This is a genomic window from Kitasatospora sp. NPDC051164 (assembly GCF_044455625.1).
In the GTDB taxonomy this organism is placed as follows: Bacteria; Actinomycetota; Actinomycetes; order Streptomycetales; family Streptomycetaceae; genus Kitasatospora.
On record NZ_JBITFB010000016.1, the window covers coordinates 1 to 12,214 of the forward strand.

At 72.9% G+C, this 12,214-nt stretch carries 8 protein-coding genes, 1 rRNA gene and 1 pseudogene; 3 read left to right on the forward strand and 7 right to left on the reverse strand.

Annotated elements, in window-relative coordinates; genetic code table 11:
- The 5 genes and pseudogenes from ACIBEC_RS23795 to ACIBEC_RS23815 all read right to left on the reverse strand — a co-directional run.
- Positions 1-185, reverse strand: a 16S ribosomal RNA gene (locus ACIBEC_RS23795); the annotation flags it as partial.
- A gap of 533 nt (positions 186-718) precedes the next feature.
- Positions 719-1,393, reverse strand: a complete 675-nt coding sequence (locus tag ACIBEC_RS23800; RefSeq protein ID WP_360497218.1) for a nucleoside/nucleotide kinase family protein — start codon at positions 1,391-1,393, stop codon at positions 719-721.
- A 55-nt stretch (positions 1,394-1,448) separates the two neighbouring features.
- Entirely contained in the window at positions 1,449-2,411 is a 963-nt protein-coding gene (locus ACIBEC_RS23805; protein ID WP_360497216.1) for an LD-carboxypeptidase, read from the reverse strand.
- Between the two features lie 166 nt (positions 2,412-2,577).
- Positions 2,578-3,635: pseudogene (gene trpS, locus ACIBEC_RS23810) on the reverse strand (tryptophan--tRNA ligase).
- A gap of 240 nt (positions 3,636-3,875) precedes the next feature.
- The gene (locus ACIBEC_RS23815; protein ID WP_360497213.1) at positions 3,876-4,013 is read right to left on the reverse strand and encodes a hypothetical protein; all 138 of its coding nucleotides are present in this window, start codon (positions 4,011-4,013) and stop codon (positions 3,876-3,878) included.
- Here ACIBEC_RS23815 and ACIBEC_RS23820 point away from each other — a divergent pair.
- Entirely contained in the window at positions 3,991-4,620 is a 630-nt protein-coding gene (locus ACIBEC_RS23820) for an ABC transporter substrate-binding protein (protein WP_360497210.1), read from the forward strand. The genes ACIBEC_RS23815 and ACIBEC_RS23820 overlap by 23 nt on opposite strands.
- Before the next feature lie 317 nt (positions 4,621-4,937).
- On the forward strand, positions 4,938-6,203 hold the full coding sequence (locus ACIBEC_RS23825; RefSeq protein ID WP_360497207.1) for a hypothetical protein: 1,266 nt from the start codon (positions 4,938-4,940) through the stop codon (positions 6,201-6,203).
- A gap of 81 nt (positions 6,204-6,284) precedes the next feature.
- Here the strand turns inward: ACIBEC_RS23825 and ACIBEC_RS23830 are convergent, their stop codons facing one another.
- Positions 6,285-6,830 carry an NUDIX domain-containing protein gene (locus ACIBEC_RS23830; protein WP_360497204.1) on the reverse strand — a complete coding sequence of 182 codons (546 nt, stop codon included), beginning with the start codon at positions 6,828-6,830 and terminating at the stop codon, positions 6,285-6,287.
- A 123-nt stretch (positions 6,831-6,953) separates the two neighbouring features.
- Here ACIBEC_RS23830 and ACIBEC_RS23835 point away from each other — a divergent pair, with 123 nt between their 5' ends.
- Positions 6,954-7,925, forward strand: a complete 972-nt coding sequence (locus ACIBEC_RS23835; RefSeq protein ID WP_360497201.1) for an ATP-grasp domain-containing protein — start codon at positions 6,954-6,956, stop codon at positions 7,923-7,925.
- Positions 7,926-8,040: 115 nt separating this feature from the next.
- Here the strand turns inward: ACIBEC_RS23835 and ACIBEC_RS23840 are convergent, their stop codons facing one another.
- Positions 8,041-12,057, reverse strand: a complete 4,017-nt coding sequence (locus tag ACIBEC_RS23840) for an ABC transporter transmembrane domain-containing protein (protein WP_360497199.1) — start codon at positions 12,055-12,057, stop codon at positions 8,041-8,043.
- Between the last annotated feature and the right edge of the window lie 157 nt (positions 12,058-12,214).

Below are 12,214 nucleotides of genomic sequence, written 5' to 3' on the forward strand. Positions count from 1 at the left end.
CGGAGGCAGGTCATATCCGGTATTAGACCTCGTTTCCAAGGCTTGTCCCAGAGTTCAGGGCAGATTTCCCACGTGTTACTCACCCGTTCGCCACTGATCCACCCCGAAGGGCTTCACCGTTCGACTTGCATGTGTTAAGCACGCCGCCAGCGTTCGTCCTGAGCCAGGATCAAACTCTCCGTGAATGTTTACCCGTAATCGGGTCGACACTCGCGTTGAGCGGCACGGCAACCACCGGAATAGGGCGGCCCCGCGCACTGCGTCCTCGCTAGTGTTATTTCAAAAGGAATCTCCAACCCCAGGAAATCCTGAGGCCGGGGATGTCAACATATCTGGCGTTGACTTTTGGCACGCTGTTGAGTTCTCAAGGAACGGACGCTTCCTTCGGACCGCCTTCCAGCGGACCCTCCGGGCTTCGTTCTTTCGTGTTCCCAGCTTATCAGATGTTTTCCGCTCCGTTTCCGGGGCTTCGTTCATCCAACTCGCCGGTGTCTTCCGGAGCTTGACGCCCTGTCCGACGTTTCAAACTCTAGCCGATCCCCGCTCCGAAAAGCGAATCCAGCCGCAATCCGATAAAACGAACACGCCGAATAAGAACCGAGCCGCGACGCACAAATGCAGACGCAACCCAGCCCGAACCTGGGAAGTGGTGTTTCAGAGGATTGGCCGCCCCGGGACCGTCCGCGCCGATGCGTGTCCGGTGCTCCCTGCCGAGCGACTAGAGAACACTACGCCTGTCCGGCGCCGGAGGCAAACCGGTCCCGGGGACGGTCCGGGTGCAGAGCGCCCGGCCGGGTTTCACGTACTCGCCGTTGGGGTGGTCGTTGCCGGTGACCCACTGGTGGGCGGTGGTTTCGTCGCGGCCGCCGGCGCGGTGGCGGCCGAGCAGGCGCTCCTCGCGGACGGCGTCGTCGGTGTGGACGTACCAGAGTTCGCGCAGCAGGCGGCGGGCGTCCGGCCAGGGGGAGTCGGCGGAGGCGAGGTAGTTGCCTTCGGTGATGACGAGCCGGCTCCGCGGGCGGACCACGTGGCGGGCGGCGACCGGTTCGTCCAGGGTGCGGTCGAAGTCCGGGACGTAGATGTCCTGGAAGCGGTCGGCGGCGATGCGGCGCAGCAGGGCGACGTAGCCGTGGGCGTCGAAGGTGGCCGGGGCGCCCTTGCGGTGGGTCAGACCGAGGCGGCCGAGCTGGGCGCCGGAGAGGTGGAAGCCGTCGAGCGGGACGTAGGCGGCGGTGCCGGGTCCTTCGGCGCGCTCGACCTCGGCGACCAGGTGGCGGGCCAGGGTGGACTTGCCGGCGCCCGGCGGGCCGACAAGTCCGAGGATCGTACGGGCGTTGCTGCCCTGGCCGCGGAGGAAGCCGAGGGCGAGGGCGGTGAGGCGGTCCTCGTTCATGGCCGCACCTTACTCACCGGGTGTCCGCGGAACCGGGCGTTCGATAACGCTGCGGTCAGCGGGGCCGCTCGGCCAGCGCGGGCAGGTCCAGGGTGAGCGTGCCGGCGTCGGCGTCGAGCAGGGCGGGGACGCCCAGCGGGACGGTGAGGGTGGAGGGGCAGTGTCCGAACCCCAGTTCCCAGAGCACCGGTATGCCGAGCGCGCCGAGCCGGTCGAGCATCAGCTCGCGGATCCGCTCGGGCCGCCCGCAGCCCTCCCAGGAGCCGAGGGCGATGCCGGCCACGCCGTCGAGGGCGCCGGAGCGCAGGAACTGGGTGAGGAGGCGGTCGAGCTGGTACGGGTGTTCGTTCACGTCCTCGAGCACGAGGATGCTGCCCGCGTACGTGGGTCGGGCGGCGGGAGTGCCGCGCTCGGCGGCGAGGACGTGGGCGCATCCTCCGGCGGTGACACCGCGGGCCCGGCCGGGGATGAGCGGTGCGGCGGTGGCCGAGGTGAGGACCGTGGTCGTGGCGGGGTCGAAGAGGGTGCGGCGCAGGTGTTCGGCGGTGGGGCCGTCGGAGATGAAGGAGCCGGCGGCGGCCATCGGCCCGTACAGGGTGGCGAGGCCGAGGCGCTGGGCGAAGGCCTCGTGCAGGGAGCTGACGTCGCTGAAGCCGATGAAGGGCTTGGGTGCGGCGGCGCGCATCGCCGTCCAGTCGAGCAGGTCGACCATGCGGTGCACGCCGTAGCCGCCGCGGGCGCAGATGACGGCGTCGACGGTGGGGTCGAGCCAGGCGTTCTGGAGGTCGGCCGTGCGGTCGGCGTCGGTACCGGCGAGGTAGCCGAGGGTTGGGTGGGTGTCGAGGACGTGCGGGGCGACGGTGACCCGCAGTCCCCAGGAGCGGAGGATCGCGCAGCCGGCGGTGAGGCGTTCGGAGTCGATCGGGCCGCTGGGGGCGACGACGACGATGTGGTCGCCGGGGCGCAGGTGCGGCGGGCGGGTCAGCCCCTGGCCGGGTGTGGTCGGGTTCTGGTCCATGGGCCGGGCCGCCTTTCGGGCGCGGGAGCGGGGTAGGGCACGGGCGGCCGCGGTGTGGTCGCGGCCGCCCGGTGACGATATGCCCTCGCATCGTCACGCCGATGTCTGCGGGTCGGCGCCCAAGGGGCGGCACCCGCGAGACGCGGCCCCGCCGGGTGATGGCTCTTCAGATCACCGCGCCCATCACCTCTCGGACCTCCGCCAGGGTGGCGTCCGCGACGGCGTTGGCGCGTTCGGCGCCGTCGCGCAGGACCTGCCGCAGGTGGCCGCGGTCGGCGGCGAGTTCGGCGCGGCGGGCGCGCAGCGGGCGGAGGTACTCGTTGACGGACTCGGTGACGACGCGCTTGAGCACGGCGGCTCCACCGTCGCCGATCTCCTCGGCGACGGCTTCGGGGCGCGGTCCTGGCAGAGCGCGGCGAGCAGGACGAGGCTGGACACCTCGGGCCGGTCGACGGGGTCGTAGCCGATGCGGCGGTCGGCGTCGGTCCTGACGCCGCGGATGATGCGGGCGGTCTCGTCCTCGGTGGCGCCGAGGGCGACGGCGTTGCCCCGGCTCTTGCTCATCTTTCCGCCGTCGGTGCCGAGCAGCATCGGGGCGTCGGAGAGCAGGGCCTGCGGGCGGGGGAAGACGGCGCTGCCGTCGGCGTGCGGGTAGCGCTCGTGGAAGCGGCGGGCGATGGTGCGGGCGACTTCGAGGTGGGGCAGCTGGTCCTGGCCGACCGGGACGAGGTCGGCCTTGCAGAAGAGGATGTCGGCGGCCTGGTGGACGGGGTAGGTGAACATCAGTCCGCTGACGGCGGACTGGCGGGAGTGGGCGATCTCGTCCTTGACGGTGGGGTTGCGGTTCAGTTCGGCGACGCTGACCAGGCTGAGGAACGGCAGCAGCAGCTGGTTGAGGGCGGGGACGGCACTGTGGGCGAAGATCGTGGCCCGCTCGGGGTCGAGGCCGGCCGCGAGGTAGTCGAGGACGAGGTTCTCGGTGTGCTCGGCGAGCCGGTCGGCGAGGTCGCGGTCGGTGATGACCTGGTAGTCGGCGACCACGACGAACATCTCGATGCCCTGGTCCTGTAGCCGGACGCGGTTGCGCAGGGTGCCGAAGTAGTGGCCGAGGTGGAGCGGGCCGGTGGGGCGGTCCCCGGTGAGGACGCGGTGGGCGGTCGGGTCGTCGATGAGCGCGGGATCGGCGCCGGCAGCGGCGGCAGTAGCGGCGCCGGGCTCGGCCACGGCAGTGGCGGCGGCGGTGGCAGCGGCTGCGGTGTCGGCAGTGGCGATGGTCTCGACGGTCACGGTTTCTCCTCGGTACGGCGGTGGTGGCGGCCGTCCGGGGCGAGGGGCCCGTCCCGCGGGAGAGCGGGGAAACGCAACAGGGCCGTCCATCCCGGACGGCCCTGGTCAGGCGAGTGCTGGTGGCCGTCCTAGGACGGCCACCAGCACAGGCCCACGAAGCGCTTCATGTGCTCAAGATTAGCGTCGTTCCACCACCAGCGCGGGGGTTTCCTTGCGCAGCGTCTCGCCGCGGAGGAACTCCGGCCGCACCAGGCCGTAGCCGGTCATCAGCGCGGCGCCGAGCAGCCTCAACTTGGAAGCGATCGCCGCACTCAAGCCGAACCTCATCCTCGGTCGCCAACTGCGCACCCAGGACCAGTACGCGCAACTGTCCAAGATCGCCCTGACCGTCTTCTCACTGCGCCCCGGCTACCCCTGGAAGCAGAACTTCCTGCTCAACCCGAGCACGTTCGGCCTGGAAGCCGAGGCCAAGACACAGCTCGACGACTACCAGGCGGCGGCCACCGCGATCGGCGCCAAACTCGGCGACATGTTCGGCGACAAGCGGCCCACCATCACGCCGCTGCGCCTCATGCCGGGCCGGACCCGGCTGTACGCCGAGCCCTCCTTCAACGGCACCATCCTCACCGACGTGCCGCTGCCGCAGCCGCAGATCGAGCAGGTCGAGGAGCTCGCGGTCGAGGTCAGCCCGGAGCAGATCGGCAAGGCCGACGCCGACTGGATCTTCTACGGCGCGTACGGCAGCCCCGGTTCGACCAACCAGGACGCGATGCTGGGCGGCGCCCTCGGGAAGACGCTCGGAGCGGTCAAGTCCGGTCAGGCCCGGCCGGTTTCGGACGAGACGTGGTTCCTCGGGCTCGGCGTCATGGCGGCGAACGCGGTGCTCGCCGACCTCAAGGGGCTTGTCGCACCCGGCAGTTGATCCGGCATCCCGGGAAGGGGCGAGGTGACGCGGCCGTGACACCGCGGACGTGGCGCCACGGCGGTGCGACGACGGCGCGGTGGTGATCCCTTGGTGGCGCCTTGGTGGTGCCTTGGCGATCTCACGACGATCTCGCGACGGTTGCCGAAGTGATCTCACGATGATCTCCGCAGGGGTCCCCCAGTGATCCCCCAGTGATCCCGCAGCGGGCTCGCGATGGTCCCGCGGTGGTCTCGCGCACACCGCCGGGTTCGGCGCTTGGAGCTGGTCGCGCGGTGCGGGAGGATCGTCGAGACCGTCCCCCGAAGGGCCCGCCGATGACCTCGCTCCACCCCGCCCCGACCGATCCGTCCTTGCCCGGCCCGCCGGGGGACAGCGCCGGATCCCCACCCCCACCCGCCGTACCCGGGACGGCCGCCACGACCGTCCCGATGTGCTCGATCGCGACCGCCGCCGAGGCCGGCGCGTCCGCGTCCGGTTCCTCCGGCGGGGTGATCCGCCAGGGCTCCCTGTCCCGTCACGACTCGGTGCCGCAGCCGCGCTGCCGGGACGACGCGGATGCGTACGTCCTCCCGGCAGCGGCCCCCGCGACGGATCGCTCCACCACGGACGGCGATCCGACCGCGGCGCGCCTTCGGGCGGCGTTCGCCGAACGGCTGCGGGCCGCACGCGCCCAGGGCCGCTCGGTCGCCGAGCTGGCGGCCGCGTGCCGTCGGCCGGTCGCGGAGGTACGGGCGCTGCTCGGTGAGGCGGCCGGGGACGGTGCGGATACGTTCGCGCCCGCGCCCGTCCGTGACCACGGCCAGGACGGGGAGGCCGGAGGCGGGACCGAGACCGACGGCGGTGCCGAGGTCGGCGGGGAGGCTGAGGCCGAGGTCGGGTTCGTCCGTTTTCCGCCGGTCGCCGCGCCGGAGGGCGGCCTACCCACGCGCGCGGCACGTCCGGTACGAGAAGAGCTGTGGCCCATGGGGTCCCGGCGGCCGTCGCCCTCGCGCCGACTGCGCCGGATGCACCCGCAGGCCACCCCGAGCGGGCAGGAGGCGACCGCACGGGAGACGGCCGCGACCGGCCCGGCCGGCGTGGGCCTCCCTGGTACCACCGCGTGGACGGGTGAACTCGCCGGTACGGCAGGGACGGTGGCGGATGGGGTGCTGTTCGGGGCCGACGCCGCGACCGCGATCACCCCCGACACCCGTGCCGACGCCGGCGCCCCCGGCACCGAGGCGCCGCACGCCGAACCACCGCGTGCCGAACCACCGCTCGGGATCCTGATCGGCGGCAGCCCCGGTCAGCCCGAGGCTGTCGGCCGGCCCGAGGAGAGGGCGCCGGTCCGGGTGGTGGCCGAGCCGATCCGGGTCGGGCGCGGCACCAGCCTGGTGGTGCTGCCCTCCTGGCGCCCCGCCATCGCCGTCTCGGTGTCGACCGAGCAGCTGCTGTCCGCGACCGGGCTCGGCTTCGAGCAGCTCGCCGACGCCCGGCTGACGGTGCTGATGAACCCGAGCGCGCTGCACGACCGGGAGCTGGAACTGCACGGTTGGGAGCCCGGTCCGGCCACGCGCGGCCGGCGCGGCGGGCGGTCCTGAGGCAGTCCTCGGGCCGGTTCCCGAACCTGGGTCGACGGCCGGCAGTGGGCGGGGTGGAGGCCGGCGGCTATCGGTCGGCGGTCAGCGGACCACCGGGGCGTTCGGGATGTACCCGAGGTCGACGGGCACCGGCGGGCGTCCGTCCACGGCCCAGCCCCGGCGGACTGAGTCCAGCAGTTCCGGCAGCCGGGGCGGCCACAGCGCGTCGGCGTTCTCGTCGGCGAGGTCGGCCGGGGTCCACCAGCGCCAGTCGAGGATCCGGTCGACGGCGTGCACCGCGCTGACGTCGCCGACCGGGCCGCGGTGCGGTCCGCCGGTGAGGTAGATGTGCTCGTGCTGGCGGACCGGGGTGCCGTGCCAGGTGAAGTCGTGTTCCCAGGTGCAGAGCAGCGGGCCGGGTTCGAGGTCGGTCCAGCCGGTCTCCTCCCCCAGCTCGCGCCGGGCGCCCTCCCACGGGGACTCGCCCGGTTCCAGTCCGCCGCCCGGCATGGTCCAGTGGACGCCGACCTCGTCGTTGTCCGAACGGAGCAGGAACACCGAGCCGTTCTCGTCCAGGACCACCGTGCGGGCGGCCTGCCGGGGCACGCGCTTGTGGGGGCGGAGCAGATTGCGCATCGGATTTCGCATCGGATCACTCTCGCAGCGGCCGCCGGGGGCGTCGAGCGGATTCGACACTCCGGTCCGGCGTACGAGAGCTCCGAACCGCCCGGCGCGGCGCGGGACCTGTCCGTTCGCCGTACCCTGACGGCCATGCCCGTACCCGCGATCATCTTCCCCGCCGATCCGCTCAACCCGCGCCGGCCCGATCCGCACTTCGCCTGGGAGGCCAGGCTGCTGCGGGAGTTGGGCGGCGAGCACCACCTGGTCGACCACGACGCGCTGCTCGCCGGGCAGGCCGAGGAGGCGGTCCGGCGGGTGCCGCAGGACAGCGGCCCGCTCTGGTATCGGGGTTGGATGCTCCCCTCGGCCCGGTACGCCGACTTCGCCACCGCGCTCACCGCCCGGGGCGGCAACCTGCTGACCAGCGCGCCCGGTTACGCGGCGGCGCACGAACTGCCCGGCTGGTACGGCGTGTTCGAGGGGGCGACCCCGGCCAGTGCGTGGATCCCGTCCGACGGGCCGGTGGCGCCCGACCCGACGGAGCTGGCAGCGGCCGTGGCCCGGCTCGGCGGGAGCGGCCCGGCGATCGTCAAGGACTACGTGAAGTCGCGCAAGCACGAGTGGCACGAGGCCTGCTACGTACCCGAGTTGGCAGACCTGCGGGCCGTCGGCCGGGTGGTGGAGCGGTTCGTCGAGCTGCAGGGCGAGTTCCTGGCCGGCGGGGTGGTGCTGCGGCGGTACGAGGAGTTCGAGCGCGCCGCCGGTGCCGCGGAGGATGCCGAGGGCCAAGCGGGCGACGGCCCGGGTACGGGCGGGCGGCCGGATGCGGGCGACGGACCCGGTGCGGGCGGGCGGGCCGTCGAGGCGCGGGTGTGGTGGCTGGACGGCCGGCCGATCCTGGTCGGACCGCACCCGGACGCCCCGCGCCGGAACGTCGAGCCCGACCTCACCGACGTCCGGGCGCTGGTCCGGACGCTCGGCTGCCGCTTCATCACCACCGACCTCGCCAGCCGGGCCGACGGCTCCGGCTGGCGGGTGGTCGAGGTCGGGGACGGACAGGTGAGCGACCTGCCGCGGGGCATCGACCCGTCGGGATTGCTGACCTCGCTGATCGCCGCCTGACGGCCCATGCGTGCCGGGCCGTCAGGCAGATGATTCGGGGCGGGCGGCTTCCCCAGGCGGGCGGCCGCCCCCAGGGCAGGCGGCCTCCCGTGCGAGCGGCCCCCGGCCTGGCGGCCTACCCGGCGGCGACGGTCTCGACCGCCGGGTGGCCGTCCGCGATAAACGCCTGCCAGAGCCGGGCGTACGTGCCGCCCCGGGCGAGCAGTTCGGTGTGGGTGCCGTCCTCGACCACCCGGCCGTGGTCCAGCACGATCACCCGGTCGGCGCGCTCGGCGGTGGTCAGGCGGTGGGCGATGACCAGGGTGGTGCGACCGCCGCTGAGCCGGTCCGCGGCGTGGTTGACGGCCGCTTCGGTGGCCAGGTCGAGCGCCGCGGTGGCCTCGTCGAGCAACAGGATGTCCGGGTCGACCAGTTCGGCCCGGGCCAGCGCGATCAGCTGGCGCTGGCCCGCCGAGAGGTTGCGGCCGCGGCCGGCCACCTCGTGGTCGTAGCCGCCCGACAGCCGGACGATCATGTCGTGCGCGCCGACCGCCCGGGCCGCCGCCTCCACCTCGGCGGCCGATGCGCCCGGCCGGCCGTACGCGATCGCCTCGCGGACCGTGCCCGCGAACAGGTAGGCCTCCTGCGGTACCACGCCCAGGCGGTGGCGGTACTGCGCCAGGTCGTAGCGGGTGAGGTCGACCCCGTCGACCCGGACGGTGCCCTCGGTCGCGTCGTAGAACCGGGCGACCAGCTTCACCAGCGTCGACTTCCCGGCGCCGGTCTCGCCGACCAGCGCCACCGTCTGCCCGGCCGGGATGTGCAGGTTCACGTCGGCCAGCACGGTCGGGGCGCCGTCCGCGCCGCCGTTGTAGGCGAAGCCGACCCCGTCGAAGTCGATCTCGCCGCGCAGCCCCTTGGGCACCGGGACCGGGTCGGCCGCCTGGGCCGTGGTGGTCGGGGTGCGCAGCAGCTCGCGGATCCGGCCGAGGCCCACCGAGGCCTGCTGGTAGCCGTCGAAGACCTGGGACAGCTGGTTGACCGGCGCGAAGAACAGGTCGATGTAGAGCAGGTACGCGACCAGCGCGCCGACCGTCAGCGTCCCGGCGTCGACCCGGGCCGCGCCGACGATCAGCACCAGCGCGGCCGCCACGCTGGAGAGGAACTGGACGAACGGGAAGTACAGCGAGATGTACAGCTGCGCGCGGACCCGGGCCTCGCGGTAGGCGATGCCGCGCGCCACGAAACGGTCGGTGTTGGTGTCCAGGCGGCGGAAGGCCTGGACGATCCGCATGCCGGCCACGTTCTCCTGCAGGTCGGCGTTGACGGCGCTGATCAGGTCACGGGAGCGCTCGTACTGGTCCTTGGACTTCCTGCGGAACACCAGCGTGGCGATGACCAGCAGCGGCAGCACGGCGAAGACCACCAGGGCCAGGCCGGCGTCGATGATCAGCAGGGCGGCGAAGATCCCGGCGAAGGTCAGCAGGCTGACCACCGCGGTGACCATGCCGGTCTGCAGGAAGGACGTCAGCGAGTCCAGGTCGGTGGTCATCCGGGTCATGATCCGGCCGGTCAGCTCGCGCTCGTAGTAGTCCAGGCCGAGCCGGTTGAGGTGGGCGAAGATCTTGAGCCGGAGCGTGTAGAGGACCCGCTCCCCGGTGCGGCCGCTGACCCGGTTCTCGGCGCCCTGCACCAGCCAGTCCAGCAGCACCACGACCAGCGCGGTGAGCGAGGCCACCGCCACGCCGGACATCAGGCCCTTGCGGACACCCTCGTCGATGCCGTGCCGGATCAGCACCGGCAGGACCAGGCCGGCCGCCGCGTCCAGGGCGACCAGCAGGAGGGCGATGAGCAGCGGGGCGCGGAAGGGGCGCAGCAGGCGGCTCAGGGCGAAGTCGGAGTCGCCGGCCTCCGCCTCGGCGCGGGAGACGGCCGGGGTGTCGGTGGCGGGCGGGAGGGCGGCGACCTTGGCCAGCAGGTCCGGGTCGGCGGTGCGGGCGGCCTTGCCCAGGGCGGGGGTGGGGAGGTCGGGAACGCTCGGGGCGGGCTCCGGTCCGGCCTGCGCCTCGCTCTGCGGTCCGGCCTGCGGTTCGGCTTGCGCCTCGGCTCGGGCTTCGGTCTGTGCTTCAACCGGTTTCCCGGTCGGCGTCGCGGAGGCGGAGTGCTGGGTGGCGCGGCCCGCCTCCGGGTCGGTGATCAGGGCCCGGTACTGGGGACATCGGGCCTCGAGTTCCTCGTGCGTCCCGATGTCCAGCAGCCGGCCGCGGTCGAGGACGGCTATCCGGTCGGCGAGCTGGAGGGTCGAACGGCGGTGGGCGATCAGCAGCGTGGTGCGACCGGTCATCACCGAGCGCAGCGCGTCGTGGATCTCCGCCTCGACCTGCGGGTCCACCGCCGAGGTGGCGTCGTCCAGCAGCAGGATCCGGGGGTCGGTGAGGATCGCCCGGGCCAGGGCGATGCGCTGGCGCTGTCCGCCGGAGAGAGTCAGGCCCTGCTCGCCGACCTTGGTCTCGTAGCCGTCCGGGAGCTCGCGGACGAACTCGTCGGCTTGGGCGGCGCGCGCGGCGGCGACGATCTGCTCGTCCGTGGCGTCCGGGCGGCCGTAGGCGATGTTGGTGCGGACCGACTCGGAGAAGAGGAAGCTCTCCTCGGGAACGATGCCGACCGTCGCGCGGACCGAGTCCAGGGTGAGGTCGCGCAGGTCGTGGCCGTAGAGGCGGACGGTACCGGCGGCCGGGTCGTAGAAGCGGGGCACCAGCTGGGCCACCGTCGACTTGCCCGAGCCGGAGGCGCCGACCACGGCGAGGGTCTCGCCGGGGGCCAGCTTCAGGCTGAGGCCGTGCAGGACGGGGGCGGGGTGCTCGGGGTCGTAGCGGAACTCGACCCGGTCGAACTCCAGGGCGACGTCGGGGGTCCGGGGGCCGACGGTGGCACTGTGCGGGGTGTCACCCTGTCGGGTGGTGCCGTGCGGGGAGCCGTCCTGCTGCCGGGTGCCGTCCTGTTGCCGGGTGCCGCTCTGCTGCGCGGTGCCGTCCTCCGCGAGATCCAGGGTGAGCGCGTCCGGGCGCTCCTGGACCAGCGGGCGCTCGTCGATCAGCTGCAGGACGCGCTCCACGCCCGCCCGGGCCTGCTGGCCGACCGTGATGATCATGGTCAGCATCCGCACCGGGCCGGTCATCTGCGCGACGTACGTCGAGAAGGCGACGAAGGTGCCGAGCGTGACCCGGCCGTCGACCGCCAGCCAGCCGCCGAAGGCCAGGACGGCGACCTGGGCGAGGGCCGGAACCGCCTGCATCGCCGGGTTGTAGCGGGCGTTGAGCCGGATCGAACGCAGCCGGGCGGCGAACAGGTTGTGGGAGGCCTGCTCCAGCTTGTCCAGCTCCTGCGCCTCCTGGCCGAAGCCCTTGACCACGCGGACGCCGCCGATCGCGCCGTCCACCACGCCCGCGACCTCGGCCGCCTCCTGCTGGGCGGCCCAGGTCGAGGGGAACAGGCGCTTACGGCTGAACGCGGAAACCCACCACAGCGCGGGCGCCATGACCAGGGCGACCAGGGTGAGCGGCGGGGACAGCCAGACCATCACGACCAGCGACATCCCGAACATCAGCAGGTAGCCGGTCATCATCGGCACCATCGAGAGCAGGCCGTTGACCAGCTGGAGGTCCGAGGTCGCGCGCCCGACCACCTGGCCGGTGTCCAGCCGGTCCTGGCGGTGGCCGTCGAGCCGGCCGAGCGAGCGGAACAGGTCGCTGCGCAGATCGTGCTGGACATCCAGGGCGAGCTGGCCGCCGTAGTACCGACGGACCTGGGTACAACCGAAGACCACGGCGGCGGCCAGCAGCAGCACCACTGCCCAGGGGGTCAGCGAGCGGGTGTGGGCGATGATGACGTCGTCGATGATCAGCTTGGTGACCAGCGGCACCAGCGCGGTGACGGCCATGCCGAGGAGTGAGGCACCGAAGGCGAGCAGCAGGCTGCGGCGGGACCGCCAGCTGTAACCGACCAGGCGGCGCAGCCAGCCGGCGGGCTCGGTGCGCCCGTCGGTGGCGTCCGCTCCCGTGGCGTGCTCGTCGACGGGGACCTCCGGGGTCGTCGGACCGGCCGGTGTGCCGCTCGGGGATTGCTCCACCGTGGATCCGTGAGTCTCAGGCATATTTAGGGATGCTAACCATTTCGTCGAGTGGCCGCCACGACGTTTCCGACCCGGGTGGGTTCGGGGCGGGTCGGGGCAGCCCGGATCGTCCGGTCCGGTGGACGGGGCAACAGCCTGCGGCCGACGGAGATTCCCGATCGGACCTCCGCCCGGCCGG